Source organism: Mesorhizobium norvegicum, assembly GCF_004919685.1.
Lineage (GTDB): Bacteria > Pseudomonadota > Alphaproteobacteria > Rhizobiales > Rhizobiaceae > Mesorhizobium > Mesorhizobium norvegicum.
In genome coordinates this window covers 1-26,386 of record NZ_SMYZ01000072.1, presented here as the reverse complement: position 1 = coordinate 26,386, position 26,386 = coordinate 1, and the positions used below count along the sequence as shown (strand labels likewise).

The following is a 26,386-nucleotide window of genomic DNA, read 5'->3' as shown; positions in this document are numbered from 1 at the left end:
CCATGATCGAAGAAAAGCTCGAGCTGGTCACGCTGACCGAGCGGCAGAGGAAAGCCAGACGCAACCGTTCGGTTGCCATCGGGCTGGCGCTGGCTGTTCTGGTTGTCATTTTCTACATCGCGACGATCGTGAAGTTCGGCCACAATTTGGGCACGATGTGATGAGCGTCGAGACGTCCAAAAAAACGACCGGCAAGAACGGCAACGTCATCGTCGCGGCGGTCTGCCTTGCCTTCTTCACCGGCATGATCGGCATGGCCTATGCCGCGGTGCCGCTTTACAAGATGTTCTGCCAGGCGACAGGCTATGGCGGCACGACGCAACGTGCCGAGAAGCAGTATGCCGGCCGTGTGCTCGACCGTGAGATCACCGTTCGCTTTGATGCCAATATCGCCGGCGTGCCGTGGGACTTCCAGCCGGTCCAACGCTCGATGACCATGAAGATCGGCGAGACGGTGCAGGCCCACTACAAGGCCACCAACAAGTTCGATCGCCCCGTGACCGGCCGCGCCACCTTCAATGTGCAGCCGGAACTGGCGGGTCCCTACTTCAACAAGGTCGAGTGTTTCTGTTTCACGGACACGACGCTGAAGCCCGGCGAGACGCTGGACATGCCGGTCCTCTTCTATGTGGACCCCGACATCGTCAACGTGCCGGAACTGAAGGACGTGAAGACGATCACCCTGTCCTACACGATGTTCCCGGTCGAGAAGACCAAGCCGGTCGCCTCCTCGGAGCCGGCCCAGGGCAATAGCAAGACAATTTCGAATACCGAAGCAAATCTCGGGGGTTGATATGGCAGACGCGCACGCACACGCAAAACCACAGCATGACTATCATCTCGTCGATCCGAGCCCGTGGCCTTTCCTGGGATCGGTAGGGGCGCTCGTAACCGCTTTTGGCGGCGTCTGCCTGATGGAGTACCTGAAGGGCGGCAGCTTCCCGATCTTCGGCTTCAACATCGCCAATCCGTGGCTGTTCTTCATCGGCATCGTGATCGTCCTCTACACTATGTTCGCCTGGTGGTCGGACACGATCAAGGAAGCGCATGAGGGCCATCACACGCGTGTCGTGTCGCTGCATCTGCGCTACGGCATGATCATGTTCATCGCCTCGGAGGTGATGTTCTTCGTTGCCTGGTTCTGGGCCTATTTCGACGCCAGCCTGTTTCCGAGCGAAGTCCAGCAATATGCCCGTACCGCGTTTACCGGCGGTGTCTGGCCGCCGAAAGGCATGGAAGTTCTCGATCCTTTCCATTTGCCGCTCTACAACACCGTCATCCTGCTCCTGTCGGGCACCACGGTCACCTGGGCGCACCATTCGCTCATCCATGGCGATCGCAAGGGCCTGATCAACGGGCTGGTGCTGACCGTCGGCCTAGGCATGCTGTTCACCATGGTGCAGGCTTACGAATACATGCACGCTCCGTTCGGCTTCAAGGATTCCATCTACGGCGCCACCTTCTTCATGGCGACCGGCTTCCACGGTTTCCATGTCATCATCGGCACCATTTTCCTGTTGGTTTGCCTGATCAGGGCGATGAAGGGCGACTTCACCCCCAAGCAGCATTTCGGCTTCGAGGCGGCTGCCTGGTATTGGCACTTCGTCGATGTGGTCTGGCTGTTCCTGTTCGCATCGATCTACGTCTGGGGATCGGTCGGCGCGGTGATCGAAGGCCACTGATCACGATCTGAGAGTTTCTATTTGGGGAGGGGCGGCCGCGGCGACGTGGCCGCCTTCTTCTTTTCGGCGCAATGATTGCCGATCGATAGCCCATGCGGCTGACAATCCCCTGGGCGATTTGCGCATTCATGATCACGTCATTCCCGGCGCTTGCCGCGGAAAGGGTCGATATGATGCGTGTCGACAAGTCGGAACGGCGGCTGGAGCTGATCGGCGACGGCAAGGTGCTGCGAAGCTACGGCATCGCGCTCGGCGGCGATCCTGTCGGGCACAAGCACCAGGAGGGCGATCAACGCACGCCCGAGGGGAACTATGTGCTCGACTGGCGCAACCCGAACAGCACCGCGCACAGATCGATCCATATTTCATACCCTAATGCCGACGATCTGGCGGCTGCGAAGGCGCGCAGTGTCGACGCGGGCGGCATGATCATGATCCATGGCCAGCCAAATGGTTATGGCTGGTGGGGCTGGCTGCTACAATTGGTCGACTGGACCGACGGCTGCATTGCGGTTACGGACTCCGACATGGATGAAATCTGGGCACTGGTGGCCGATGGCACACCGATCGAGATCGAGCGGTAAGCAATGAGCGACGACGCTTCCATGAGCGACGACAAGGCGATCTGGCCACCGATCGATCCGATTTCGGCTGGCCTGCATGGCCGCTGCCCGCGCTGCGGCGAGGGGCGGCTGTTTTCCGGCTTCCTCACCGTCGGCAAGCGCTGCGTCAATTGCGGCCTCGACTATTCCTACGCCGATGCCGGCGACGGGCCGGCGGTCTTCGTCATCCTGATCATCGGTTTCCTCATTGTCGGTCTGGCGCTCTGGGTCGAAGTCACGCTGAGCCCGCCGCTCTGGCTGCATCTGCTGGTCTGGATCCCGCTGGCTGTCGTGCTGTGCCTGACGGCGCTGCGGCTGATCAAGGGCGTGCTGCTTACCTTGCAATACCGCAACAAGGCGGCCGAGGGCCGGTTGGATCGCGGCGAATGAGCGAGGCATCCGTCAAAGCCGGCGGCCGTTCGCGGCCACGGACGGCATTGCTTTTCAGCCTTGGCCTGGTGCTGTTCCTGATTCTGCTGGCGCTCGGCACCTGGCAGGTCCAGCGCCTGTACTGGAAGGAAGGTCTTCTTGAGACCATCGACCAGCGCACCCATTCATCGCCACGTCCGCTGGCCGAGGTCGAGAAAGAATTCGCCGCCACCGGAGACGTCGACTACACACCGGTCACCGTCACCGGCACCTTCCTGCATCAAGGCGAACGGCATTTCTACGCGACCTGGGAAGGCGATGCAGGCTTCAATGTCTACACACCGCTTGCCCTGGACGATGGCCGCTTCGTCCTGATCAATCGCGGCTTCGTGCCTTACGATCTGAAGGATGCCGCCAGGCGCGCCAAAGGGCAGGTGACGGGCAAGGTGACGGTCACAGGACTTGCCCGCAATCCGCTGCCGGCAAAGCCATCGATGATGCTCCCCGACAACGACGTGGCGAAGAACATCTTCTACTGGAAGGATCGCGACGTGATGGCAGCGAGCGCCGGGCTACCGGCTGGCGCTGCCCTGGTGCCGATCTTCATCGATGCCGACAAGACGCCGAATCCAGGCGGATTGCCGGTTGGCGGCGTCACCATCATCGACCTGCCGAACAGCCATCTGCAATATGCGATGACCTGGTATGGCCTTGCTGCCGCGCTCGCCGCCGTGCTCATCCTGCGGCTCCGCCGTCCCGCGAACGAGGAATGAACGCGACCGACGCCCTTGACAGGGCCATCGCCCTTGACAGGACGGGGGTAGGCACCTCATTTCGGCGCTGACGAACCGGCCAGGATTCATGCTCCAGACAACCACCATCAAGCCTCCCTTGACGATCCGGCTCTGCCAGCCGCGCGGTTTTTGCGCTGGTGTCGACCGTGCCATCCAGATCGTCGTGCTGGCGCTGAAGAAATATGGCGCGCCGGTCTATGTCCGCCATGAGATCGTGCACAACCGCTACGTCGTCGAGGGGCTGCAAAGCCTTGGCGCCGTCTTCATCGAGGAACTCTCCGAGATCCCGGCAGAACACCGCCAGAGCCCGGTTGTGTTCTCGGCGCATGGCGTGCCGAAATCGGTGCCGGCGGATGCCCAGGCGCGCAACCTCTTCTATCTGGATGCCACCTGCCCGCTGGTGTCGAAGGTCCACAAGCAGGCGATGCGCCATCAGCGGCTTGGCCGTCATGTGCTCTTGATCGGTCACGCCGGACATCCCGAGGTGATCGGCACCATGGGCCAGCTGCCGGACGGAGCGGTGACACTGATCGAGACCGAGGCCGACGCCGCCAAGCTCGCGCCCGCCGATCCGCAGGCACTCGGCTTCGTTACCCAGACCACGCTGTCGGTCGAGGACACCGCCGGCATCATCCGCGCCTTGCAGGATCGCTTTCCAGCCCTGCAGGCGCCGGCGGCGGAATCGATCTGCTACGCCACCACGAACCGCCAGGAAGCGGTCAAGGACACCGCTCCGGGCGCCGATCTCTACCTGATCGTCGGCGCGCCCAATTCCTCCAATTCGCGACGCCTTGTCGAAGTGGCGGAACGCGCCGGCGCCTCGATGTCGCTTCTCGTGCAGCGCGCCGCCGAGATTCCGTGGAATGATATCGGCAACATCTCGACGCTCGGCCTGTCGGCCGGTGCGTCGGCGCCCGAAATCATCGTCGACGAGATCATCGACGCGTTCCGGCAACGCTTCGAAGTCACGATCGACCTGGCCATCACGGCCACGGAAACGGAGGATTTTCCGGTCATGCGGGTATTGCGCGACGTCGAACTGACGCGGGCCGACATGGCCTTCGTCAATGGAGCCGCGTAAGGCACATGGCGGTCTACACCGACGTTGCGGAAGGCGAACTCGGCGCATTCCTGAAGCACTATCCGGTCGGCGATCTCCTGTCCTACAAGGGCATCGCCGAAGGCACCGAGAACTCGAACTTCCTGCTGCACACCTCCAGCGGCTCCTACATTCTGACGCTCTATGAAAAGCGGGTCGAGAAGGCGGATCTGCCGTTTTTTCTCGGCCTGATGGGCCATCTTGCCAACAAAGGCGTATCTTGCCCGCTGCCGGTGACCGCGCATGACGGCAGCGTCATCGGCACGCTCGCCAGCCGGCCGGCGGTCATCATCACCTTCCTCGAAGGGCTTTCGCTGCGGCGGCCAGCGGCAACGCATTGCGCCGAGGTCGGCAAGGCGCTGGCGGAATTGCATCTGGCTGGCGCCGATTTTTCGATGACGCGCCCCAATGCACTGGCCATCGACGGCTGGCGCAAGCTCTGGAACGCGGCGCGCGACCGCGCCGACGAGGTCGAGCCGGGCCTGGCGGCCGAGGTTGATGCCGATTTCGCTGACTTCGAGCACAATTGGCCGAAGGACCTGCCGCAAGGCATCATCCATGCCGATCTTTTCCCGGACAATGTCTTCTTCCTCGGCGAAAAGCTCTCCGGCCTGATCGATTTCTATTTCGCCTGCGACGACCTCTATGCCTACGATGTCGCCACCTGCCTCAATGCCTGGTGCTTTGAGAAGGATTTTTCCTTCAACCTCACCAAGGGCAAGGCGTTGCTTGCCGGCTATCAGAGCGTGCGTCCCCTGAGCGACCAGGAGAAGGCGGCGCTGCCGATGCTGGCGCGCGGTTCGGCGCTGCGCTTCATGCTGACCCGGCTGTACGACTGGCTGACTGTTCCCAATGGTGGGCTGGTGATGAAACGCGATCCGACCGAGTATATCCGCAGGATGCGGTTCCACCGGGCGATCAGATCTCCTTCGGAATATGGATTGGCCTGATATGGGGTATCATGAGCAAACAGGTTGAAATCTTCACCGACGGTGCCTGTTCGGGCAATCCCGGCCCCGGCGGCTGGGGCGCGATCCTGCGCTTCAACGGCACCACCAAGGAGCTTTCCGGCGGCGAGGCCGAGACGACCAACAACCGCATGGAACTGCTCGCCGCCATCTCGGCGCTGAATGCGCTGAAGGAACCTTGCACGGTCGAGCTTCACACCGACAGCAAATATGTCATGGATGGCATTTCCAAGTGGATCCACGGCTGGAAGAAGAACGGCTGGAAGACCGCCGACAAGAAGCCTGTGAAGAACGGTGAACTCTGGCAGGCGCTCGACGAGGCCAACAAGCGCCACAAGGTCACCTGGAACTGGGTCAAGGGCCATGCCGGCCACACCGAGAACGAGCGTGCCGACGAACTCGCGCGCGAAGGCATGGCGCCGTTCAAGAAAGGCCCGTTCAAGGCTGCAGCAGCGCCAAAGCCGGCTGCGCAGACAAAGCAGCCGGCGGTGGCAAAGGCGCGGCGCTCAACCCAGAGCTATTGATCCCGGACGGGCGGCGGGATCTGAACCGTTTGTTCTAGCTGTCTATCGTATCAGCAGCGCCGTGCCCCAAAGCCCGAGCGCGAACACAGTGTGCGATACCAGGTTGAGAGCACGGATCTGCATCGGCTTGGGCCGCTTCGATGCCGCCCAGCCCGCGCCCATACCGGGCGCCAGCAGGAACCAGCCGGCGCCGACGGTGACGATGCCGAGGATGAAGGCCGGCAGGAATGTCGGCGCTGCAAGCCAGCCCGCTCCGGCCAGCACCACCAGGATGATGCCGTAGACGATGCCGACAAAATAATGAAACGCCCAACCCAGCGCCTTTTCATGCGCGTAAGGCGCTGCATTGCCGATATCGTCGTGGAAGACCTTGTCGCCGAGATGCCGGACCCAGCGACCGACCGGCCCCCAGTTCGGCCGTGGCTGGCCGAACGCCTTGTGCAGGAAGATGGCCCAGAGATCCATCAGCACGGTGGCGCCGATGCCGATCGCGATAGCGCGCCAGAAGATGTCAAACATCTTTGAGGTCCCCCCAAAAGCAAGCACTGGAATACAGCGCGATCATCGGGCGGGGCAACCGTCGCGGTCCCACGCCCGACGCCGTCGCTGAGGGTCAGAGCTGTCCTAGAATATGAGCCGCGCCGGACTCGTCGACACCGGGCTTGGTCTCGACATTGAGCGCGGTGACCTTGCCGTCGTCGATGACCATCGAAAACCGCTTCGAACGCAGCCCCATGCCGCCGGCGGAAAGGTCATTGTCGAGGCCCACCGCCTTGGCGAAATCGCCACTGCCGTCGGCGAGGAACAGGATCTTGCCCTCACCGCCGGTGAAGCGCGCCCAGGCGCCCATGACGTGGACGTCGTTGACCGAAACGACGGCGATGGTGTCGACGCCGCGCGCCAGGATGGCGTCATGGTTCTCGAGATAGCCGGGCAAATGGTTGTTGCTGCAGGTCGGCGTGAAGGCGCCGGGAACTCCAAACAGCACGACCTTCTTGCCAGAGAAGATCTCGGCCCCGGTGATCGGCTTGGCGCCATCGGCGGTCATCGTCTTGAAGGTCACGTCAGGCAGCTTGTCGCCAACGGAAATGGTCATGAATTCCTCGCTTGGGAAAATGGGGAAGGACGTGTCTTTGCGTAGCGAACTCAACGGCTTCCTGCAACCGTTCGGGTGGGCTGGATCAAGGGAAAGGCAGAACCCCTTCGACCGCGCCAGCCGAACTCGTCAGCGTATAATGAAGCCCGCCATCCGTTGGCGTCGTCGATGGGCGATCGAGGATCGGCACGGTGAAAATCAGCTTGCCGTCCTTTTCGCTGCGGGCAGGGGTGCCGAACATGTAGTCCCGCTCGCCGGCAACGAAGAAATCCGCCGCCTCCGGATCGCCGGGAAAGCTCGCCTCGACAATCAGCGTCTCATGGTCGCCCGGCAGGACATTGATGCCGAAATCGGATCTCGCGGGCGCCGGCAGTGCCGTGAAACTTGCCTTCACCAGCGCCGCGTCCTCGGCATTGTCCGGATCGGAGGCGGGGTCGACGGTCAGCCGCGTCTGCACCGGAATGCAGATCGTTTCGCAGATGCCGAGAAAGATGTCGGCATCGATGACCGCCGGCTGGTTCGGCGTCCCCAGCGTGAATGTCACCGGCAGCGAAACCGGATAGTTGTAGCCTGCCCATTTGCCATAACCGTCGTCATGGCGCTGCGGGGCAGGAAACGCCAGAGCGGCGTCGGTTATGTTGGTGCTGGCTGAAATGTCGAGCTGCGGCGGCACGCCCGCGTCGCCCGGATCGCGCCAGTATGTCTTCCAGCCGGGCTTCAGCGCTATGTCGAGGACGCCCTGGATGCGGCCCGCATCATCGGCTTTGCCTGTTGTCACCAGCCGGACCTTGCCGCCTTCGCTGTTGTACCACGCCGATGAGGAGGCGGCGGCGGGAAGAGCGGTTGCCGATCCGATGGCGGCGCCGAGGAGCAGGATTTTCAAGCTTTGCATGGCGGTGATTTGATCGTCCGTTCGTGGCCGCGCAATGATTTCATCACCTTGCCGGTATCATATTTGCGTGACCTCGAGGAGGAAGAATGCTCGAGCCGACGCCATGGGCTTTGGTCGAATCCCGCACAGCGCATCTTTTCGGCGCTTTGGAAACGCGTTACGCTCCCTTCCATGGACTTGTTACGCCACAAGAAGACGGTCGCCAGCCGCGGCTTTCTAGACGATCAGTTCCTGATTGCCATGCCCGGCATGAAGGACGACCGTTTCACGCGCTCGGTCATCTATGTCTGCGCGCACTCGGATGAAGGCGCCATGGGCCTGATCATCAACCAGACGCAGCAGATGCTGTTTCCGGACCTGCTCGTGCAACTGGGCATCATGAACGAACAGGAGGCGATCCGCTTGCCGGCGCAGGCGCGCGATTTCGTCGTGCGCAATGGCGGGCCTGTGGATCGTAGCCGGGGCTTCGTCCTGCATTCGGGCGACTACCGGGTGGAATCGTCGCTGACCGTTTCGGACGACATCTGCCTGACCGCGACCGTCGACATCTTGCGCGCCATATCGTCCGGCCGCGGGCCGCGTCACGCGCTGATGGCGCTCGGCTATTCTGGCTGGGGCGCCGGCCAATTGGAGACCGAGATCGCCGAGAATGGCTGGCTGACCTGTCCGGCCAATGCCGAGCTTCTGTTCGACACCGACATCGAACGCAAATACGACCGGATCCTCGCCTCGATCGGCATCGACCTCGCGCATCTCAGCCTCGCCGCCGGACACGCCTGAGCCTCTCACGCTTGCGTTAGCGGATACTGCTCCTTCAGCGTCTTCAGCACCTGGTCGCCCGGCATCGGCGCGCCGAACATGAAGCTCTGGACATATTCGCAGCCCATCTGGCGCAATTCCAGCGCATCGCTTTCGTCAGAAATGCCCTCGGCGACAACGGACAGGCCGAGTTCATGCGCCATGTTGACCATCGATTTGAGCAGCACCGCGCGCTTGGGCGTGTTGTCGTCGACGAAGCTCTTGTCGATCTTGATGGTGTCGAAGGGGAAACGCGTCAGATAGGCCAGTGACGAATAGCCGGTGCCGAAATCGTCCAGCGACAGGCCGATGCCGAGCTGCTTCAGCTTGGTCAGCACATGGGCGGTCTGCTCGGGATTGTCCATGACCAGTGATTCGGTGAGCTCGAGCCGGAAGCAGCGCGGCTTCAGGTTGGCGCGCGCGATGACCGAGCGGACGTCGCTGACCAGGTCGCGGCGGATGAGCTGGCGGCTGGACAAATTGACCGAGACCGACAGCGGCGCGTCGCCGATCTGTTTTTGCCAGCTGGCCAGGTCTTCCGCCGCCTGCTGCATGGCAAACAGGCCGAGCTGCACGATCAGCCCGCAGCTTTCGGCGACCGGGATGAAATCCGCCGGCGGGATCATGCCGCGGCGCGGGTGGTCCCAGCGCAGCAGTGCTTCGAAGCCGGCGACGCTGCCATCCTCAAGCCGCACGATCGGCTGGTAGGCAAGGGTGAATTCGCGCCGTTCGATGGCGCGGCGCAGGTCGGATTCGAACTGCAGCCTGTCGGTACCCACAGTGCGGAAAGCTGGACGGAACGGCTCGATCCTGTCGCCGCCGAAGCGCTTGGCCTGATGCATGGCAAGCTCGGCATCCTTGACCATGTCCTCGGCCGACATCTGCGGCGAATTCCAGGTGATCAGTCCGATCGATGCGGTCAGCACGATCTCGCGCTTGGCGAAGGTGATGGGGTTGTTGATGGCATGCTTGATGGCGTCCGCCACAGCGGCGATGCGGGCCGGGTCCTGTTCGGAAAGCAGCATCAGCGCAAACTGGTCGCCGGCAAAGCGCGACAGCGAATCCTTCGGCTTGAGCAGCCGGTGCAGGCGGCGTGCGATGGTCAAAAGGATGGTGTCGCCGGCCGAGATGCCGAGCCCGTCATTGACCTGCTTGAAACGGTCGATGTCGATGACGAAGACGGTTGGGCGCACCTTCTCTTCGGTGCGGGCGATCGAGATGATCGCTTCCAGCCGATTCATCAACAATTCGCGGTTCGGCAGGCCCGTCAGATTGTCGTGCACGGCGTCGTGCAGCAGCCGCTCCTCGGACTTCTTCTGCTCGGTTACGTCGACCATGGTGCCGACACAGCGGATGACCTCGCCGTCGGATCCGATGACCGGGCGGGCGCGCAGCGAGAACCAGTGATAGTGGCCGTCGGCGCCGCGCAGGCGAAAATTCTGCGACACCCGGCCGCGCCGGTGTTCGAGCACGACGTCGAGCGTCGTGCGGAAGGTGTCGCGGTCGTCGGCATGCAGCACCGGCAGCCAGTTGCGTGCCGCACCGCCGAGGCTATTCGGCGCCAGCCCGAGCTGGATGCTGACATCGGGCTTGGTGACGACGCGGTCGCGCAGCACGTCCCAATCCCACACCGTGTCGCCCGATCCAGCCACCGCCAGCGCCTGCCGCTCGAGGTCGGAGAACAGGCCCTGATGCAGCGCGCCGCCGGCAAAGGCATGCTGCATGACGGTGAAGCCGATCAACAGGATGATCAGGATCAACCCGCCGCCCAAGGCCGGCTGGGCGATATCGTTGTCGAGCATGCCGGTGATCGCCATCCACGACCCGCACAGCCACAATAGCACCATGACCCAACTGGGCACCAGCATGATGGCGCGGTCGTAGCCGCGTATGCCGAGGAAGATGATCAGGCCGAGCCCGGTCAGCGCGGTGGCGGCGAAGGACAGCCTGGCGATGCCGGCGGCGACCGCCGGGTCGACGATAGCGACGCCGGCGATCAGCACCAGTCCGAGGATCCAGACCAGCGCGCCATAGCTGAAATGGCCATGCCATCGGTTGAGGTTGAGGTAGGCGAACAGGAACACCACGAAGGTTCCCGCCAGCGCCACCTCGGTTCCCGCTCGCCACATCTGCTCGTTGCCGGGCGAGATCTCGATGATCTTGTTGAGGAAGCCGAAATCGACGCAGATATAGGCCAGCACCGCCCAGGCAAGTGCCGCCGTCGCCGGGAACATCGAGGTTCCCTTGACGACGAAAAGGATGGTCAGGAATAGCGCCAGCAGGCCGGCAATGCCGATGACGATGCCGCGAAACAGCGTGTAGGAATTGACCGAGTCCTTGTAGGATTCCGGATCCCACAGATAGACCTGCGGCAGCTTCGGCGAGGCCAGTTCGGCGATGAAGGTGATCACCGTGCCGGGGTTCAGCGTCACCCGGAACACGTCGGCGTCGGGGCTGGTCTGGCGGTCGAGCGCGAAGCCCTCGCTGGGCGTGATGGCGGCGATGCGTGTCGAGCCGAGATCCGGCCAGAAGATGCCGGAATTCACCAGGCGGAAATGCGGTGCGACGATTAGCCTGTCGAGCTGCTGGTCGGTGGTGTTGGCGAGAGCGAACACTGCCCAGTCGCCAGTCGAACGCGCATCATTGGCCTCGACCTCGATGCGCCGCACGATGCCGTCTGGCCCGGGCGCGGTCGATACCTGGAAATTCTCGCCCTGGTTCCGGTAGATCTCGACGGCGCCGGACAGGTCGAGCGCGACGTCGTCGCGGGCAATCTTGATCGGTTCGACGGCGAAGGCCGACGATGCCGCGCACAGCGCCAGGATTGTCGCGAGGACAAAGGCGAACAGCGGCCCGTTGCGCAGGAATTTCGTCAAAAATCAGTCCTTCGTTCCAACGCCCGGCGGATCGTCCGCGATCCGGGCGTAGAGGTAGTGGTCCTGCCAGATGCCGTTGATCCTGAGATAGGATCGCAGCAGTCCTTCGCGCCGGAATCCGGCTTTTTCAAGCACGCGGATCGACCTGATATTGTCGGGAATACAGGCCGCTTCGATCCGGTGCAACCTCAGCGTATCGAAGGCGAAGCGCGCCACCACCTTGACCGCGTCGGTCATCAGGCCGCGGCCGCCAAAGCGCTCGCCGATCCAGTAGCCGACATGGCCGCTTTGCGAGACGCCATGGCGTATGTTGCCGAGCGTGATGCCACCCGCAAGCTTGCCGCTGCTCCTCTCGAAGATGAAGAAGGCAATCGCGGTGCCTTGCGCATAGTCTTCGCGGTAGCGGCTGATGCGCAGCCGCCATGCGGTGCGGTCGAGTTCATCCGGAGTCCAGCGTGGCTCCCATGGTTCGAGGAAGGCCCGGCTTTCGCCGCGCACCGCCGCCCACTCGCGGTAGTCGTTGGTGAATGGTACGCGCAGCGTGACGCGGTCGCCTTTCAGCGCCGGCAGGTCACGGCGAAAGAAAGGGAGCGCGAACACGGCGCTTTGAGGGGCTTAGACGGCGAGCTTGCGGGCCGTGGTCTGCGTGCCCGCGAGCGATTCGAGGATCGCTTCGTATGGCGCCAGCGTACCCACAGGCCCGACAGCGGTAAGCGTCGGCTTGGTCGAGAACAATCGCGACGACAGATCGGTCAGCCGCTCGATCGTCAGCGCCGACAGCCGTTCCATAAGTTCCTCCTTGGCGATCGGCCGGCCGAACAGAAGCAGTTGCCGTGCGATCTGCGAAGCCCGGCTGGCCGGGCTTTCGGCGGACATGATCAGCCCGGCGCGATATTGGGCGCGCGCGCGATCGAGTTCTTCCTGCAGGATCTTCTCGCCGGCCTTCTGCAGTTCGTCGATGATGACAGGCACCAGTTCGGCGATATCGCTCTGGCCGGTCGCGGCATGGACGCCGAAGACGCCGGTATCGGAAAAGCCCCAATGGAAGGCGTAGACCGAATAACACAGGCCACGCTTCTCGCGGACCTCCTGGAACAGGCGCGACGACATGCCGCCGCCGAGGATCATCGAGAGCACCTGCGAGGCATAGAAATCACGCACATGATAGGCGCGGCCCTCGAACCCCAGCACGATCTGCGCGTCCATCAGGTCGCGGTCTTCGCGGAAGTCGCCGCCGACATATTGCGCATATTGCGGGATGGTGCTGTCGGCCTTGCTGCGGAAGCCGCCGAGCTGCTTTTCGACCTCGCGCACGAAATTGTCGTGCTTGATGTCGCCAGCAGCGACAATCACCATGCGCTCGGCGCCATATTGGCGTTCGATGAAGTCGTGGAGTTGCTTGGAGGTGAAGGATTTGACCGTTTCGGGCGTGCCGAGAATGGAGCGGCCAATCGTCTGATGGCGATAGGCGGTTTCCGTGAAGCGGTCGAAGACGATATCGTCGGGCGTGTCGTGCGCGGCGCCGATCTCCTGCAGGATCACATGCTGTTCGCGTTCGAGTTCCTGCGGGTCGAATTCGGACTCCTGCAGGATGTCGGCAAGAATGTCGACGGCCAGCGGCACGTCGTCGGAGAGCACCCTGGCATAGTAGGAGGTGGTCTCGACGCTGGTGGCGGCGTTGATCTCGCCACCGACATCCTCGATTTCCGAGGCGATTTCGAAGGCGCTTCGCCTTTTCGTGCCCTTGAACGCCATGTGCTCGAGCAGATGGGCCATGCCATGCTCGTCGTCGCGTTCATTGCGGGCACCCGACTTGACCCAGGCACCAAGGGCAACCGATTCGATGCTTTGAAGGGTTTCGGTGGCGACTGTCAGGCCGTTCGACAGACGGCTTACCTCAACACCCATATGGCTAGTACTCCCTAACGCGCCGCCCGCGCGCGGCGGCCGACGTAATCTTCCACCATTTTCAGGTCGGATGGAAGTACCGTGTATTTTTCCTCCGCTGTCATCAACCCACCTAGCCATGCGGGCAGTGCGGGCGAGACGCCGCTGGCGGCTTCGACGGCGGCCGGGAATTTTGCCGGGTGGGCGGTGCCCAACACCACCATCGGCACCGCGCCTGACGCCTTGCCCACCGCGACATGCACGGCAGCCGCGGTGTGCGGATCGAGCAGATAATTGCTGGCCGCGAGCGTCGAGCGGATGGTGGCGGCGACCTCGTCCATATCAGCTCGGCCGGCATCGAATTCGGACCGCATGCTGGCGATTTGCTGGGTTTCGATGGTGAAAGCGCCGGACTGCTTCAGGCCGTCCATATAGCGCCGCACGGTCGCCGGGTCACGGCCAGAGGCCTCGAACAGCAAGCGTTCGAAATTGGACGATACCTGGATGTCCATCGATGGCGACGTGGTCGCAAAGACGCCTTTGGTGCGGTATTCGCCGGTTGAAAAAGTTCGCGCCAGGATGTCGTTGTCGTTGGTGGCTATGACCAGCCGCTCGATCGGCAGGCCCATCTTCTTGGCCGCGTAGCCGGCGAAGATATCGCCGAAATTGCCGGTCGGCACGGTGAAGGAGACCGGCCTGTCCGGCGCACCGAGCGACAGCGCCGAGGAGAAATAATAGACGATCTGGGCCATGATGCGGGCCCAGTTGATCGAATTGACGCCTGAAAGCGCAACCCGGTCGCGAAAGCCGTGATCGTTGAACATGTCCTTGAGCAGGCCCTGGCAATCGTCGAAATTGCCTTCGATCGCCAGCGCATGGACGTTTTCAGCCGTCGATGTCGTCATCTGCCGCTGCTGCACCGGCGAGACGCGGCCGTGCGGGAAAAGGATGAAGATGTCGGTGCGGCTGCGCCCGGCAAAGGCATCGATGGCCGCCCCGCCGGTATCGCCCGAGGTGGCGCCGACGATGGTGGCATGCTGATCGCGTTCGGTAAGCACATGGTCCATCAGCCGTGCCAGAAGCTGCATTGCCACGTCCTTGAAGGCGAGCGTCGGCCCGTGGAAGAGTTCCAGGATGAAGGTGTTGGGGCCGGTCTGCACCAGCGGGCAGACGGCCTCGTGGCGGAAGGTGGCATAGGCTTCGCGCACCAGCCGTTCGAAGACGGGCGCCGGGATTTCGCCGCCAAGGAACGGCGACAGCACGCGGATGGCAAGATCGGGATAGGCAAGGCCGCGCATGGCGCGGATCTCGGCCGCGGAAAACTGCGGCCACTCGCGCGGCACGTAAAGCCCACCGTCGCGCGCCAGCCCAGCCAGCACGGTGTCGGAAAATCCAAGAACGGGGGCTTCCCCGCGGGTACTCACATATTGCATGTCACAAATCCGTTACTGCTTGGCTTTTCCGTCCACCGCAAGGTGGTTAATTTCTGCGCTGGCTCAGTCGCATTTTTGCCGCGCGGTTGATATACGTCACCAGCTTTGCGAGAGGGAAGTGCAGTTTCATGGCGTTTCGTACATTCAGTGGTCGCTTTTTGGCGGGTCTTGCGCTCACCGGCTTTATGCTTGCCGCCGCCGGCTGCCAATCGGGCGACAATGGCATCCTGAACCTCGGCATCGGCAAGAAGGATCCGACGGCGCCACCGCCGCCCCAGGATCCCAAGATACTGGCCAGCCAGTTGCAGGCCTATTGTCCCAGAGTGACGGTGCGAGACGGCACGGCCTTCTTCAACACCTATTCCAAGGATGCCCAGAAGCCCAAGCCCAAGCTCAAGAAGACCGGTGACGCCGCGCAGGATGCCGCGGCCCAGGCTGAGGCCGACGCCGCCGCTGCAACTGCGCCCGACGAGTCGGCGAACATCATCTACCAGGCATCGGTCAGCGACGTGACACGCGACTGCAGCCGTGCCAACGGCCAGCTGACGATGAAGATCGCGGTCGCCGGCAAGATCGTGCCGGGACCGAAATTCTCGCCCGGCACCATCACCATGCCGATCCGCACGGCGGTGATGCACGGCACCGACGTGCTTTATTCGCAGATCCACCAATATCAGGTCCAGGTCACCGATCCCTCGGTCGCTACGCAGTTCGTCTTCACCGATTCCAATGTCGTCGTGCCCGAGCCGACGGCGCAGGACTATCAGGCCTTTGCCGGCTATGATGAAAACGCGCCGAAGACGACTGCGGACAAGCCGAAGAAGAGGAAGAGAACCGCCGCGACGAACTAAATCGCGGCAGCTGCACGAGGCGTGCGTCGCGGCGCACGCTTCTCAGGCGTCCGACCACTCCGACAGCGCCGCGATCACGCTTTTCAACTCCGCCCAGCGGCGGATCACCGTCTCGGCGCCGGCCTCGGTCAACGCGTCGGCATGGCCGAGATAGCTGTGGGCGGCGCCGGTGAAGCCGATCACGCGCATGCCTGCCGCCCTGGCGCCGTGGACGCCGTGCACGGAATCCTCGATGACGAAAGTGTTCGCCGGGTTGGCGTTGAGTGTCTCCGCCGCGAACAGGAACACGTCGGGCGCCGGCTTGGTCTTCTTGCTTGGTATTTCCAGCGCCGAAAAGATCCGGCCGGCGAAAAACGGTAGCAGATGCACCTTCTCCAGCATGAACTCGATCCGCTCCGAGCGAGAATTCGAGCAGACGCAGCGCGGCGCCGTTACCGCGGCGACCGCCTCGCGAACCCCGTCTATGGCGCGCACGTCGCTGCGCAATTTGCGGTCGACCAGGTCCTCGGCGCGGTCGATCAACGAGGCCTGGAAGGGTATGCTGGATTTCTCCTCGACCCGCATCATGATGTCCTTGAAGGTCAGTCCGGCATAGGTCTCGGAAATCTCCTCAGCCGATATTTCGTAGCCGGCCAAGGTCAGCAGTTCCGCCTCGACGCGGGCGGCGATGATTTCGGAATCGACGAGCACGCCGTCGCAATCGAAGATGACAAGGTCTGGCTGGGGCATGGCGATCCGGACAATGGGAGGATGAAGGGGCCTCGGGAGGCTCAGGCGGCGCGGCATACACCAACAGGGCCAGCTTCGCAAATTCGGCAGTCTTCACCGAATATTTACGCTGATCGGTAACCATAACAGAGAGTAAAACAGTAACGCGTGCCTTGGGTGTCAGAATGTCTGCCGTGCGTCTTCTCGACGAGCTATCCCACGCTCCCCAGCAATCCGAATGGCTGGATACGATCCTCAAGGGCGACTGCGTCGCCGCGCTCGACCGGCTGCCCGAAAAGTCGATCGACGTCATCTTCGCCGATCCGCCCTACAATCTGCAGCTCGACGGCGACCTGCACCGCCCCGATCAGTCGAAGGTCGACGCCGTCGACGACGACTGGGACCAGTTCGAGAGCTTTGAGGCCTATGACGCCTTCACGCGGGCCTGGCTGCTGGCGGCGCGCCGGGTGCTGAAGCCCAATGGCACCATCTGGGTCATCGGCTCCTATCACAACATCTTCCGGGTCGGCGCCAAGATGCAGGATCTCGGCTTCTGGATTCTCAACGACGTCGTCTGGCGCAAGACCAACCCGATGCCGAATTTCCGTGGCCGCCGCTTCCAGAATGCGCATGAGACGATGATCTGGGCCACGCGCGACCAGAAGGGCAAGGGCTATACCTTCAACTACGAAGCGATGAAGGCGTCCAACGACGACATCCAGATGCGTTCCGACTGGCTGTTTCCGATCTGCACCGGCGGCGAGCGGCTGAAGAACGACAATGGCGACAAGCTGCATCCGACTCAGAAGCCGGAAGCGCTGCTTGCCCGCATCATGATGGCCTCGACCAAACCGGGCGACATCGTGCTCGATCCCTTCTTCGGCTCCGGCACCACCGGCGCGGTGGCCAAGCGCCTCGGCCGCCATTTCGTCGGCATCGAACGCGAGCAGGCCTATATCGACGCCGCCAACGAGCGCATCGACGCGGTGCGGCCGTTGGATGGTGCCGATCTCACCGTGCTGACCGGCAAGCGCGCCGAGCCGCGCGTTGCTTTCGTCAGCCTGATCGACACCGGGCTGATGCTGCCGGGTGCGACGCTCTACGACGCCAAGAAGCGCTGGGCGGCCAAGGTACGCGCCGACGGTACGGTGGCGATCGGCGACAGCGCCGGTTCGATCCACAAGATCGGCGCCGAAGTGCAGGGTCTGGATGCCTGCAACGGCTGGACCTTCTGGCACTATGAGCGCAGCGGCGGCCTGACCCCGATCGACGAGCTTCGCCGCATTGCACGGCTTGGCATGGAGCGGGCAGGGGCCTGAGCCCCTGCCAATTGCTTCGAATTCCGTTGATTCAAAGGCTCAACGGATCGCGCGAAGCGATTCAAATCACGCCGTGATTCCGAGGCGTTCAAGGTCTGCTTGAAGCGTCTTCGCATCGGTGAACAGCACCGACTGCCAGCCTGCCGCCTTGGCGCCGTCGACATTCTTCTGGCTGTCATCGATGAACAGCGTCGCCGCCGGTTCGAGGCCGAAGGCGGCGACGTGATGATCGTAAATGCCGCGATCCGGCTTGATCAGGCCGATCTCGCCGGAAATGGTGACACCACGCGGCCGTTCGAGAAAATCGAAGCGCTCGCGTGCCTCGGCCAGCGTGTCGCTGGCAAAATTGGTCAGCATGGTCACGTCGTGGCCGCTCTCGATCAGGCCGACCATGATGGCGACGCTGTCGTCATAGGCATGCGGCACCATTTCGTGCCAGTGGCGGCGGAAACCGCGGATGTTTTCCGCGTGTTCGGGATGGTCCGCTATCAGCAGCGCCTCGGCCTCTTCCCAGGTCCGGCCGCGATCCTGCTCGATGTTCCAGTCATGCGTGCAGACATTGTCGAAGAACCACTTTCTCTCTTCGGCATCCGGAATGAGGCGGCTGAACGGAATGTTGGGATCGTAGTGGATCAGCACTCTGCCGATGTCGAAAACGATGTGGCGTATTTCAGTCATGGGGCCTCTTTGCACTGTGCGGCGACGGTTTTTTCGTCGCGCCCGGTATCGCCGCTTCGATTGCCTTTTTCATGACAGTCGGCAGCGCTTCCCCGGAAATTTCATGGGCCAGTGACCAGAAATGCCCCGACGGCGCGGCGCCGTTCACTTCGGCACGAAAAACGTCGAGCTCAAGTGCGAAATGGGTGAAGACATGGGCGATCTGGCCGGCACGCCGCCAGTTGGCGGGGAAAGGCGCTGCCGCCTCGGTGGTGGCGCCGTCGATCCGCGCGGTCCAGCCGGTCGTAGGCACCTCTGTCATGCCGCCGAGCAGGCCTTTTTCGGCGCGCTTGCGCAGAAGGATGGCGCCGTCGCTTCTGACCGCCACGAAAGCAGCGCCGCGTCGTAGAGGCTTGTCGGCCTTTGGCAGACGCACAGGAAAATGCTCGGGATCGCCCGAAATGACGGCGCTGCAGTCTTCGCGCAGCGGGCACAGCATGCAGCGCGGCCGCCGTGGGGTGCAGATGGTGGCGCCGAGATCCATCATCGCCTGGGCGAAGTCACCCGGCCTTGTCCCGGGCACCATGCGCTCGACATGGGCGCGTATCTCGGGCTTGGCTTCGCTGAGCGGTGTCGTGATCGAAAACAGCCGGGAGATGACGCGTTCGACATTGCCGTCGACAACGGCGGCGGGGCGGTCGAAGGCGATCGCCGTGATCGCCGCCGACGTATAGGCGCCGATGCCGGGCAGTTCTCTCAAAGCCGCCTCGGTGTCGGGAAACCGGCCGCCACGCTGGGCGACGAGATCGGCACAGGCCTTGAGATTGCGGGCGCGGGAGTAGTAGCCGAGCCCGGCCCAGGCCTTCATCACGTCCTCGGTCGGCGCCGCGGCCAACGCCTCGACATCGGGCCATTTCTCGACGAATACCTTGAAATAGGCCTTCACCGCTTCGACGGTGGTCTGCTGCAGCATGACCTCGGATAGCCAGATGCGGTAGGGATCAGGCCTTGCGCCGCGCGCATGCTCGCGTGGCGTGATGCGCCACGGCAATTCACGGTGATGCACATCGTACCAGTCGAGCAGGCGGGATGCGATATCCCCGGATGTGGCTTTGCCACTATCCCCGGATGCGGTCTTGCGGGTCTGGTCTGCTGATGCCATTGATCTTGTATTGGCCTGGCCGGTATCTGCTGGGGTCGTGGCTGGAGAACGTACATGGCAGGGAGAACGCCCTACGGCAATCCCGTCCCGGTCAGCGATCTCGCGACCAAGATCCTCGATCCGGTGCTGCGCAAGCGGGCCGGCATTTCGATCGGCCTCGTCCAGTCATGGGAAGAGATTGCTGGGCCACGGCTGGCCGCCCATTCGCGCCCCGAAAAAATCCAGTGGCCGCGCCGCATGCATGAGGACGATCCGTTCGAGCCGGCGGTGCTGGTCATCGCCTGCGAGGGCATGGCGGCACTGCATCTGCAGCACGAGACCGGCGAGATCATCAACCGGGTCAATGCCTTCCTCGGCTTCACCGCGATCGGCCGCATCAGGATCCTGCAGAAGCCGGTGACAGCCGACAAAGGACGGCGCAGGCCGGCCCTCAGGCCGCTGACGGCGGCCGAGAAGACGAAATTGTCGGGAACCGTCGGCTTGGTCGACAATGATGAGTTGCGCGCCTCGCTGGAAAAACTTGGCGCGACCATTATCGGGGAGAGGAAATCATAGACCCCTTGAAGAAAGTCATGGATTTGTCGTCAATATCTCGCATTCGTGATCGCTCTTGTCAGGTTTCGCGATTGGATTGGGGATCGAGATGCCTTAATTCGCGCCAACTCTCGCCTTTTCGTGCCTTTGCATTGCAAAATCCAACCCTTGTCAGGTGATTCGTATGAACCGTCCCCCGTTCGGCCAAAGTCTGTCTCGCAGAAACGTCCTGTCTTCGCTGGCCGCCATTCCGGCGGTCGCCCTGCTCGCCGCCTGCAGCGACTCCGGCGAGGAAGCGAAGGCCGCGGATGTGAAGCCCGCGGATCCTGCCGCTCCCGCAAAGCCGGCCACACCGGCCGCCGCTACCGCGCCGGAAGCCCAGGGCACCGTGGACATGGCGGAGCTGATGAAGCCGGGTGCGCTGCCCGACAAGCAGCTTGGCAAGGACGACGCCAAGGTCACCATCGTCGAATACGCCTCGATGACCTGCCCGCACTGCGCGCATTTCGCCGAAACCACCTTTCCGGACCTGAAGACCAAGTACATCGACACCGGCAAGGCGCGCTACATCCTGCGCGAATTCCCGTTCGATCCGAGCGCCGAAGCCGGTTTCATGCTGGCGCGCTGCGCCAAGGATAACTATTTCCCGATGGTGGACGTCCTGTTCAGGCAGCAGGCGAACTGGGTTGGCGTCCAGAATACCAAGGATGCGCTGCTGCAAATCTCGAAGCTCGCCGGTTTTACACAGGAGTCCTTCGAGGCCTGCTTGACGGACCAGAAACTTCTGGACGATGTGAGATCGGTCCAGAAGCGCGGCGCCAATGAATTCAAGGTCGACTCGACACCGACCTTCTTCATCAACGGTAAGACCTACAAAGGGGCGATGTCGATTGAGGAAATGTCGGCCATCATCGACCCTCTGCTCTGACGTCCAGTCAGTCCTGAGGCGGCGTCGCTTCGGCGTGCGCGGCTTCTGGTCGTGCCGCGAATTCCTTTCGCAAAGCCACGAAAATCCGCTTAGTGGGCGGCGCGAATGAAGTTTTCGCGCCTTCGCCTCCTCGGTTTCAAATCCTTCGTCGAGCCCGGCGAGTTCGTCATCGAACGCGGCCTGACCGGCATTGTCGGGCCCAATGGCTGCGGCAAGTCGAACCTTGTCGAGGCGCTGCGCTGGGTGATGGGCGAAAGCTCCTACAAGAACATGCGCGCGTCCGGCATGGACGACGTGATCTTTTCCGGCTCGGGCACTCGGCCCGCCCGTAACACCGCCGAAGTCACGCTTTTCCTCGACAACAGTGATCGCTCGGCGCCTGCTGCCTTCAACGATGCCGACGAATTGCAGGTGTCGCGCCGCATCGAGCGCGAGGCCGGCTCGCTCTACCGCATCAACGGCAAGGAGGCCCGCGCCAAGGACGTGCAGCTTCTGTTCGCCGACCAGTCGACCGGCGCGCGTTCGCCGTCGATGGTCGGCCAGGGCCGTATCGGCGAACTGATCCAGGCCAAGCCGCAGGCGCGCCGCGCCCTGCTGGAAGAGGCGGCCGGTATTTCCGGCCTGCACACCCGCCGCCACGAGGCCGAACTGCGGCTGAAGGCGGCCGAGCAGAACCTCGAACGGCTGGACGACGTCGTCGGCGAGCTGGAAAGCCAGATCGAAAGCCTGAAGCGCCAGGCACGCCAGGCTTCCCGCTTCAAGAACCTGTCCGCCGATATCCGCAAGGCCGAAGCAACGCTGCTGCATCTGCGCTGGACGCTGGCCAAGACCCAGGAAGGCGAGGCGCGCTCGGCGCTGGCGGTTGCCACGGCACTTGTCGGCGACCGCGCCGCCGCCCAGATGGCCGCCGCCAGGGAGCAAGGCATCGGCGCTCATCGCTTGCCGGACCTGCGCGACGCGGAAGCCGCCGCTGCCGCTGCCTTCCAGCGCCTGTCGATCGCCAAGTCGCAGATCGAGGAGGAAGCCGGCCGCATCCGCGCCCGTCAGAGCGAACTCGAGCGCCGGCTGCAGCAGCTCGACGGCGATATCGCGCGTGAGGAGCGCATGGTCCGCGACAATGCGGATATCCTCGAACGCCTTCGCACCGAAGAGGCCGCGCTCAATTCCGAAAATGCCGGTGCCGCCGAGCGTGAGGCCAGTACCCGCGCGGCGTTCGAACAGGCTGCATCGACGCTTTCACAAAGCGAAGCCAAGCTCGCCGCGCTGACCGCCGAGCGGGCAGAGGCGGCCGCCTCGCGCAACCAGATCGAACGGACGCTGCGCGACACCGCCGAGCGTCGCGACCGCTTCGCCCGCCAGCTTGCCGATGTCGATCGGGAATTGTCGGAGATTCTCTCCAAGGTCGCCGGCCTGCCGGATCCGGCCGAGAAGCGCGTGCTGGTCGAACAGGCCATGGCGCTACTGGAGGAATCCGAGGCTGCCGTATCGGATGCGGAGCAGTCGGTCATCGATGCCCGCGCCACGGAAAGTGCTGCCCGGCCACCGCTTCAGGATGCCAGGGCCGAGCTGGCGCGGATCGAGACGGAAGCGCGCACGCTGGCAAAAATCCTGAACGCCGCCAGCGGCGATCTCTTCCCGGCCGTGCTGGAACAGATCAGTGTCGATCGCGGTTTCGAGACGGCGCTGGGTGCGGCGCTTGGCGAAGACCTCGACGTACCGCTCGACCGCAGCGCGCCGGTGCATTGGGGCGAAAGCGCGATCCAGCCCGGCGACGCGGCTCTGCCGGAAGGCATAAAGAGCCTGGCCAGCGTGGTCCATGCGCCGGCACAGCTCGCCCGCCGTCTGGCGCAGATCGGCATCGTAGACGCCGGCGATGGCCGCCGGCTGCAGGCGCTGCTTGCTCCGGGCCAGCGGCTGGTCAGCCTCGAGGGCGCGCTCTGGCGCTGGGATGGCTTTACCGCCAGTGCCGACGCGCCGACCGCCGCCGCGCAACGACTGGCGCAGAAGAACCGGCTGGCCGAGCTCGATGCCGAGGCGATACAGGCGACGCTCGTCCTGCGCCTGGCCGAGGAGGCGCTGGGAGAGGCCGAACAGGCGCTTCGCCTCACAAGCGAAGCCGAGCGCAACGCGCGCCAGGCCGGCCGTGACGCCCAGCATCGGCTGGACGCTGCCCGCAACGTGCTGGCTGAGGCCGAAAGGGCCGGCGGCGAATTGCAGAGCCGGCGCGCGGCACTCGATGAGGCGCGCGCCCGCATCGTCGACAGCCATGAGGAGATTTCGGCGGCCTTCGCCGAGGCGGAAATGCTGCTGCAGGACGCGCCGGATCTCGGCGATCTGCAATTGCAGCTCGAACAGTCCTCGGCCAATGTCGCCCGCGACCGCGCCACGCTTGCCGATGCGCGTGCCGTGCATGAGGGCCTGCGCCGCGAAGCCGAGGCGCGCGCGCGCCGGCTCGATGCCATTGGCGCCGAGCGCAGCAACTGGCTGGAGCGGGCCGAAAACGCCTCGACGCAGATCGCATCGCTTGGCGAACGCAAGGCCGAGGCCGAGGCCGAACGCGAGCGACTGGCCGATGCTCCCGATGAAATCGACGCCAAGCGGCGCGCGCTGCTGTCGCAGCTGACCGAGGCCGAGACCTTGCGCAAAGCAGCGGCCGACCGTTTGCAGGAAGCGGAGAACCGGCAATCCGAACTGGACAAGGCCGCCACCGGCGCCATCCAGTTCCTGGCCGAGGCGCGCGAGACCCGCGTTCGCGCCGAAGAGCGGCTGACGGCGGCCGACGAACGCCGGCTGGAGGTCGAGGCGCGCATCCAGGAAACGCTGAACACGCCGCCGCATCTGGTCATTCGCCATACCGGTCTGGAGGCTGACAGCCCGATGCCTGAGATGGCCGAGATCGAGCGTCAGCTCGACCGGCTGAAGATCGAGCGCGAACGGCTGGGCGCTGTCAATCTGCGCGCCGAGGAAGAGCAGAAGGAGCTTTCCGACCGGTTGGAGGCGATCGTATCCGAGCGCGAGGACATCATCGAGGCGATCCGCAAACTCAGGCAGGCGATCCAGAGCCTCAATCGCGAAGGCCGTGAGCGGCTGCTTGCCGCCTTCGACGTCGTCAACGGCCATTTCCAGCGGCTGTTCTCGCATCTGTTCGGCGGCGGCACGGCGGAATTGCAGCTGATCGAATCCGACGATCCGCTCGAGGCCGGGCTCGAGATTCTTGCCCGCCCGCCTGGCAAAAAGCCGCAGACCATGACGCTGCTGTCCGGCGGCGAACAGGCGCTGACGGCGATGTCGCTGATCTTTGCGGTTTTCCTGACCAATCCGGCGCCGATCTGCGTGCTCGATGAAGTCGACGCGCCGCTCGACGACCACAATGTCGAGCGCTTCTGCAATCTCATGGACGAAATGGCTGCGACCACCGAGACGCGCTTCGTCATCATCACCCACAATCCAATCACCATGGCGCGCATGAACCGGCTGTTCGGCGTGACCATGGCCGAGCAGGGCGTCAGCCAGCTGGTGTCGGTCGACCTGCAGGCCGCCGAAGCGATGCGCGAGGCGAGCTGATCCAGGTCGCACAGCCTGCGAATGGGCCGCTCCGGAACAATTCCAGGAAAAGTGTGTAAACGGCTTTCCGCCCCGCAAAACAAATAGTCACAAAACAAACAGTCAGAGCCGCGGACTGTGTTTGTGCGAATGATGTTTGGCCGGGGACCAGACGAAATAGAGTGATCCCAATTTCAGCACAGGCACCCTGCGATCACGCAGTTCGCGGTAGGTCTTCACCTTCAGCGTGCCCGGACTCGAGAACAGGCTCAGCCTCTGCGTCGTAAAATCCAGTTGGCACAGATCACCGCCACGAGGCCGCATGCCATGCCGACGCAATCGGCGACCCAGTCGAACACATCCAGATCGCGCGCTATCAGTGCCGTGCCCTGGAGAACCTCGATCGCCGCGCCAACCAGGGCCTTGCGATCGGGCCAGCCGAGCCCTCCCAGGAAGGTCAGGACGGCAAAGGCGCTGGCGTGGTTCAACTTGTCGTAGTGGAAGCCGACATCGATGCCGAATTCCTTGAGACGGGGTACCGGCAGCAGCGCAAGCACAAGAACAGCTATGAGCGTAACGAGAAAAGCGACCCGCTCGGCGACTGAATAAAATCTCATTCTGCTCCAACAACAATCTACCGCTGGGAAGCCCGACGCCGACTATGGGCCGGGCTCCTGCAGGGATGCCCGGTGCGTGGGGCAGCGCGGTGCCGCCGCGCCACGATTGCATCGGATGTTTCGAAAAGCAACGGAACCATCCCCTAGTGCACCAGGAGGAAACGGCAGGATCGCTCACAGGCCCGATCTTGCCGTTGAAAGCCATATCATCCGCGTGTTGCCAATCCAGAGCGCGAATTCTCCCGGTTTTCGGGAAGGTCGTTGTCCGGGAAAGCGGGTTTCGCTCCCGTCAGGCAGAAGTAAGCTCCAGCGGTGAACCGGAGTTTTGATGATGACAGACGCAGAATCCAGAATGTTTCGCACGCCTGGTGTACCGGCCGGTCTGATGCGGCGGCCTGAGGTCCCTGCTGACCTGCCAGGGCAGGGCACGTGTGGGCGCATCTGTGCAGCATGCCCGATGCGAAGCCCGTACTGCTCCTCGGCCGTTCCTGATGGCGGCGCTTCGGCGCAACTGTCCCGGTGAGCAGGCGAAGGGCGGCACTGCACGCTTTCGCAGCAGGGCCTTGAGCTTCGAGAAGGCCATTTCGATGGGATTGAGGTCCGGGTAGTAGGCCGGCAGAGGCAGAAGCCAGGCGCCGCGTTGGCGCACCAGTTCGGCGGAGCGTTCACTTTTGTGGAAGGCGACATTGTCGTGGATGACGACATCGCCCGGCGACAGTGGGGCGAGTTGGATTTCGACATAGGTTTCGAAACGGTCCCTGTTCATCGGGGCGTCGATGATCCAGGGAGCGACCATGATATGGCAGCGCAAGCGCGCGATGCGGCCGGTTTCCCCAATCTTCCGCGGCTTCGCCTTGTGCAGACCGGGGAGACCCCTCCGCCCCCAGGGCTTGTCCCCTCTCTCCCCGCTACTCGCCGTGAGACAGGGTTCAGGTCACCTGAACGCGTAGGGAACGGGAACACCTGAAACGACAAACAAGGGAGCAAGACCATGAATACCGCTGAAATCACCATCCCGCTCGGCAAGCTAGTGTCCTGATTCCGAAG

At 63.3% G+C, this 26,386-nt stretch carries 26 protein-coding genes and 1 pseudogene; 15 read left to right on the top strand and 12 right to left on the bottom strand.

The features are described from left to right. Window positions 1–2: 2 nt before the first annotated feature. The 9 genes from FCU66_RS28435 to rnhA all read left to right on the top strand — a co-directional run bounded on the left by FCU66_RS28435 (window position 3) and on the right by rnhA (window position 6,038). Complete coding sequence (locus tag FCU66_RS28435) at window positions 3–161, top strand: hypothetical protein (RefSeq protein ID WP_091576369.1); 159 nt, start codon at window positions 3–5, stop codon at window positions 159–161. Further along, entirely contained in the window at window positions 161–793 is a 633-nt protein-coding gene (locus tag FCU66_RS28430) for a cytochrome c oxidase assembly protein (protein WP_136620699.1), read from the top strand. The genes FCU66_RS28435 and FCU66_RS28430 overlap by 1 nt, the downstream gene beginning before the upstream one ends. A gap of 1 nt (window position 794) precedes the next feature. Further along, window positions 795–1,682: a cytochrome c oxidase subunit 3 gene (locus FCU66_RS28425; RefSeq protein WP_136620698.1), complete on the top strand. Its 888-nt coding sequence runs from the start codon at window positions 795–797 to the stop codon at window positions 1,680–1,682. Between the two features lie 92 nt (window positions 1,683–1,774). Continuing rightward, the gene (locus FCU66_RS28420; protein ID WP_136620697.1) at window positions 1,775–2,266 is read left to right on the top strand and encodes a L,D-transpeptidase family protein; all 492 of its coding nucleotides are present in this window, start codon (window positions 1,775–1,777) and stop codon (window positions 2,264–2,266) included. A gap of 21 nt (window positions 2,267–2,287) precedes the next feature. After that, complete coding sequence (locus FCU66_RS28415) at window positions 2,288–2,674, top strand: DUF983 domain-containing protein (RefSeq protein ID WP_168992069.1); 387 nt, start codon at window positions 2,288–2,290, stop codon at window positions 2,672–2,674. Beyond that, on the top strand, window positions 2,671–3,426 hold the full coding sequence (locus FCU66_RS28410; RefSeq protein ID WP_168992065.1) for an SURF1 family protein: 756 nt from the start codon (window positions 2,671–2,673) through the stop codon (window positions 3,424–3,426). The genes FCU66_RS28415 and FCU66_RS28410 overlap by 4 nt, the downstream gene beginning before the upstream one ends. A gap of 88 nt (window positions 3,427–3,514) precedes the next feature. Then, the gene (ispH, locus tag FCU66_RS28405; protein WP_136620695.1) at window positions 3,515–4,528 is read left to right on the top strand and encodes a 4-hydroxy-3-methylbut-2-enyl diphosphate reductase; all 1,014 of its coding nucleotides are present in this window, start codon (window positions 3,515–3,517) and stop codon (window positions 4,526–4,528) included. Between the two features lie 5 nt (window positions 4,529–4,533). Further along, window positions 4,534–5,496: a homoserine kinase gene (locus tag FCU66_RS28400; protein ID WP_136620694.1), complete on the top strand. Its 963-nt coding sequence runs from the start codon at window positions 4,534–4,536 to the stop codon at window positions 5,494–5,496. An 11-nt stretch (window positions 5,497–5,507) separates the two neighbouring features. After that, on the top strand, window positions 5,508–6,038 hold the full coding sequence (gene rnhA / locus FCU66_RS28395) for a ribonuclease HI (protein ID WP_136620693.1): 531 nt from the start codon (window positions 5,508–5,510) through the stop codon (window positions 6,036–6,038). 42 nt (window positions 6,039–6,080) lie between these two features. Here the strand turns inward: rnhA and FCU66_RS28390 are convergent, their stop codons facing one another. From FCU66_RS28390 to FCU66_RS28380, 3 genes are all read right to left on the bottom strand, one after another. Beyond that, window positions 6,081–6,557: a DUF2938 domain-containing protein gene (locus FCU66_RS28390; protein WP_136620692.1), complete on the bottom strand. Its 477-nt coding sequence runs from the start codon at window positions 6,555–6,557 to the stop codon at window positions 6,081–6,083. A 94-nt stretch (window positions 6,558–6,651) separates the two neighbouring features. Then, window positions 6,652–7,134 carry a peroxiredoxin gene (locus tag FCU66_RS28385; RefSeq protein ID WP_136620691.1) on the bottom strand — a complete coding sequence of 161 codons (483 nt, stop codon included), beginning with the start codon at window positions 7,132–7,134 and terminating at the stop codon, window positions 6,652–6,654. 85 nt (window positions 7,135–7,219) lie between these two features. After that, a complete protein-coding gene (locus FCU66_RS28380) occupies window positions 7,220–8,026 on the bottom strand; it encodes a protein-disulfide reductase DsbD domain-containing protein (protein ID WP_136620690.1) in 807 nt (268 codons plus the stop codon). 171 nt (window positions 8,027–8,197) lie between these two features. Here FCU66_RS28380 and FCU66_RS28375 point away from each other — a divergent pair, with 171 nt between their 5' ends. After that, window positions 8,198–8,806: a YqgE/AlgH family protein gene (locus FCU66_RS28375; RefSeq protein WP_023808594.1), complete on the top strand. Its 609-nt coding sequence runs from the start codon at window positions 8,198–8,200 to the stop codon at window positions 8,804–8,806. A gap of 5 nt (window positions 8,807–8,811) precedes the next feature. On the opposite strand, the gene FCU66_RS28370 is transcribed toward FCU66_RS28375, so the two are convergent. The 4 genes from FCU66_RS28370 to thrC are packed head-to-tail and all read right to left on the bottom strand — an operon-like array spanning window position 8,812 to window position 15,020. Beyond that, window positions 8,812–11,700 carry an EAL domain-containing protein gene (locus FCU66_RS28370; RefSeq protein ID WP_136620689.1) on the bottom strand — a complete coding sequence of 963 codons (2,889 nt, stop codon included), beginning with the start codon at window positions 11,698–11,700 and terminating at the stop codon, window positions 8,812–8,814. Between the two features lie 3 nt (window positions 11,701–11,703). Further along, window positions 11,704–12,300, bottom strand: coding sequence for a GNAT family N-acetyltransferase (locus FCU66_RS28365; protein ID WP_109662289.1), 597 nt, complete (start codon window positions 12,298–12,300; stop codon window positions 11,704–11,706). A gap of 15 nt (window positions 12,301–12,315) precedes the next feature. Then, on the bottom strand, window positions 12,316–13,608 hold the full coding sequence (locus FCU66_RS28360) for a M16 family metallopeptidase (protein ID WP_056580991.1): 1,293 nt from the start codon (window positions 13,606–13,608) through the stop codon (window positions 12,316–12,318). A 14-nt stretch (window positions 13,609–13,622) separates the two neighbouring features. Then, entirely contained in the window at window positions 13,623–15,020 is a 1,398-nt protein-coding gene (thrC, locus tag FCU66_RS28355; RefSeq protein ID WP_136620688.1) for a threonine synthase, read from the bottom strand. 128 nt (window positions 15,021–15,148) lie between these two features. Between thrC and FCU66_RS28350 the strand changes: the two genes are divergently transcribed. Further along, window positions 15,149–15,871: a hypothetical protein gene (locus FCU66_RS28350; RefSeq protein WP_136620687.1), complete on the top strand. Its 723-nt coding sequence runs from the start codon at window positions 15,149–15,151 to the stop codon at window positions 15,869–15,871. 42 nt (window positions 15,872–15,913) lie between these two features. On the opposite strand, the gene FCU66_RS28345 is transcribed toward FCU66_RS28350, so the two are convergent. Continuing rightward, window positions 15,914–16,600, bottom strand: coding sequence for an HAD family hydrolase (locus tag FCU66_RS28345; protein WP_136620686.1), 687 nt, complete (start codon window positions 16,598–16,600; stop codon window positions 15,914–15,916). A gap of 164 nt (window positions 16,601–16,764) precedes the next feature. Here FCU66_RS28345 and FCU66_RS28340 point away from each other — a divergent pair, with 164 nt between their 5' ends. Then, window positions 16,765–17,898: a site-specific DNA-methyltransferase gene (locus tag FCU66_RS28340; RefSeq protein WP_056580980.1), complete on the top strand. Its 1,134-nt coding sequence runs from the start codon at window positions 16,765–16,767 to the stop codon at window positions 17,896–17,898. A gap of 66 nt (window positions 17,899–17,964) precedes the next feature. On the opposite strand, the gene FCU66_RS28335 is transcribed toward FCU66_RS28340, so the two are convergent. Further along, entirely contained in the window at window positions 17,965–18,576 is a 612-nt protein-coding gene (locus tag FCU66_RS28335; protein ID WP_136620685.1) for an HAD family hydrolase, read from the bottom strand. Then, window positions 18,569–19,717 (bottom strand): A/G-specific adenine glycosylase, encoded by a 1,149-nt coding sequence (gene mutY / locus FCU66_RS28330; protein WP_136620684.1) that lies wholly within the window; start codon window positions 19,715–19,717, stop codon window positions 18,569–18,571. The genes FCU66_RS28335 and mutY overlap by 8 nt, the downstream gene beginning before the upstream one ends. Before the next feature lie 54 nt (window positions 19,718–19,771). Here mutY and FCU66_RS28325 point away from each other — a divergent pair, with 54 nt between their 5' ends. From FCU66_RS28325 to smc, 3 genes are all read left to right on the top strand, one after another. Beyond that, window positions 19,772–20,272, top strand: a complete 501-nt coding sequence (locus FCU66_RS28325; protein WP_136620683.1) for a DUF721 domain-containing protein — start codon at window positions 19,772–19,774, stop codon at window positions 20,270–20,272. Between the two features lie 163 nt (window positions 20,273–20,435). Continuing rightward, window positions 20,436–21,179: a DsbA family protein gene (locus FCU66_RS28320; RefSeq protein WP_136620682.1), complete on the top strand. Its 744-nt coding sequence runs from the start codon at window positions 20,436–20,438 to the stop codon at window positions 21,177–21,179. A 105-nt stretch (window positions 21,180–21,284) separates the two neighbouring features. Then, the gene (smc, locus tag FCU66_RS28315; protein WP_136620681.1) at window positions 21,285–24,743 is read left to right on the top strand and encodes a chromosome segregation protein SMC; all 3,459 of its coding nucleotides are present in this window, start codon (window positions 21,285–21,287) and stop codon (window positions 24,741–24,743) included. A 248-nt stretch (window positions 24,744–24,991) separates the two neighbouring features. Here smc and FCU66_RS28305 read toward each other — a convergent pair whose 3' ends face one another. Both FCU66_RS28305 and FCU66_RS42135 read right to left on the bottom strand, forming a co-directional pair. Further along, on the bottom strand, window positions 24,992–25,339 hold the full coding sequence (locus FCU66_RS28305) for a VanZ family protein (protein WP_136620679.1): 348 nt from the start codon (window positions 25,337–25,339) through the stop codon (window positions 24,992–24,994). A 529-nt stretch (window positions 25,340–25,868) separates the two neighbouring features. Further along, window positions 25,869–26,159, bottom strand: a pseudogene (locus tag FCU66_RS42135) (transposase); the annotation flags it as partial. Between the last annotated feature and the right edge of the window lie 227 nt (window positions 26,160–26,386).

Bases quoted from the DNA above. Each gene is read 5' to 3' on its own strand.
- FCU66_RS28380 (WP_136620690.1), bottom strand. From the start codon at position 8,026: ATGCAAAGCTTGAAAATCCTGCTCCTCGGCGCCGCCATCGGATCGGCA.
- FCU66_RS28390 (WP_136620692.1), bottom strand. From the start codon at position 6,557: ATGTTTGACATCTTCTGGCGCGCTATCGCGATCGGCATCGGCGCCACC.
- ispH (WP_136620695.1), top strand. From the start codon at position 3,515: ATGCTCCAGACAACCACCATCAAGCCTCCCTTGACGATCCGGCTCTGC.
- rnhA (WP_136620693.1), top strand. From the start codon at position 5,508: ATGAGCAAACAGGTTGAAATCTTCACCGACGGTGCCTGTTCGGGCAAT.
- FCU66_RS28305 (WP_136620679.1), bottom strand. From the start codon at position 25,339: ATGAGATTTTATTCAGTCGCCGAGCGGGTCGCTTTTCTCGTTACGCTC.
- FCU66_RS28425 (WP_136620698.1), top strand. From the start codon at position 795: ATGGCAGACGCGCACGCACACGCAAAACCACAGCATGACTATCATCTC.
- FCU66_RS28375 (WP_023808594.1), top strand. From the start codon at position 8,198: ATGGACTTGTTACGCCACAAGAAGACGGTCGCCAGCCGCGGCTTTCTA.
- FCU66_RS28385 (WP_136620691.1), bottom strand. From the start codon at position 7,134: ATGACCATTTCCGTTGGCGACAAGCTGCCTGACGTGACCTTCAAGACG.
- FCU66_RS28335 (WP_136620685.1), bottom strand. From the start codon at position 18,576: ATGACTGAAATACGCCACATCGTTTTCGACATCGGCAGAGTGCTGATC.
- FCU66_RS28435 (WP_091576369.1), top strand. From the start codon at position 3: ATGATCGAAGAAAAGCTCGAGCTGGTCACGCTGACCGAGCGGCAGAGG.
- FCU66_RS28320 (WP_136620682.1), top strand. From the start codon at position 20,436: ATGAACCGTCCCCCGTTCGGCCAAAGTCTGTCTCGCAGAAACGTCCTG.
- FCU66_RS28340 (WP_056580980.1), top strand. From the start codon at position 16,765: ATGTCTGCCGTGCGTCTTCTCGACGAGCTATCCCACGCTCCCCAGCAA.
- FCU66_RS28430 (WP_136620699.1), top strand. From the start codon at position 161: ATGAGCGTCGAGACGTCCAAAAAAACGACCGGCAAGAACGGCAACGTC.
- thrC (WP_136620688.1), bottom strand. From the start codon at position 15,020: ATGCAATATGTGAGTACCCGCGGGGAAGCCCCCGTTCTTGGATTTTCC.
- FCU66_RS28400 (WP_136620694.1), top strand. From the start codon at position 4,534: ATGGCGGTCTACACCGACGTTGCGGAAGGCGAACTCGGCGCATTCCTG.
- FCU66_RS28420 (WP_136620697.1), top strand. From the start codon at position 1,775: ATGCGGCTGACAATCCCCTGGGCGATTTGCGCATTCATGATCACGTCA.
- FCU66_RS28345 (WP_136620686.1), bottom strand. From the start codon at position 16,600: ATGCCCCAGCCAGACCTTGTCATCTTCGATTGCGACGGCGTGCTCGTC.
- mutY (WP_136620684.1), bottom strand. From the start codon at position 19,717: ATGGCATCAGCAGACCAGACCCGCAAGACCGCATCCGGGGATAGTGGC.
- smc (WP_136620681.1), top strand. From the start codon at position 21,285: ATGAAGTTTTCGCGCCTTCGCCTCCTCGGTTTCAAATCCTTCGTCGAG.
- FCU66_RS28410 (WP_168992065.1), top strand. From the start codon at position 2,671: ATGAGCGAGGCATCCGTCAAAGCCGGCGGCCGTTCGCGGCCACGGACG.
- FCU66_RS28325 (WP_136620683.1), top strand. From the start codon at position 19,772: ATGGCAGGGAGAACGCCCTACGGCAATCCCGTCCCGGTCAGCGATCTC.
- FCU66_RS28415 (WP_168992069.1), top strand. From the start codon at position 2,288: ATGAGCGACGACAAGGCGATCTGGCCACCGATCGATCCGATTTCGGCT.
- FCU66_RS28360 (WP_056580991.1), bottom strand. From the start codon at position 13,608: ATGGGTGTTGAGGTAAGCCGTCTGTCGAACGGCCTGACAGTCGCCACC.
- FCU66_RS28350 (WP_136620687.1), top strand. From the start codon at position 15,149: ATGGCGTTTCGTACATTCAGTGGTCGCTTTTTGGCGGGTCTTGCGCTC.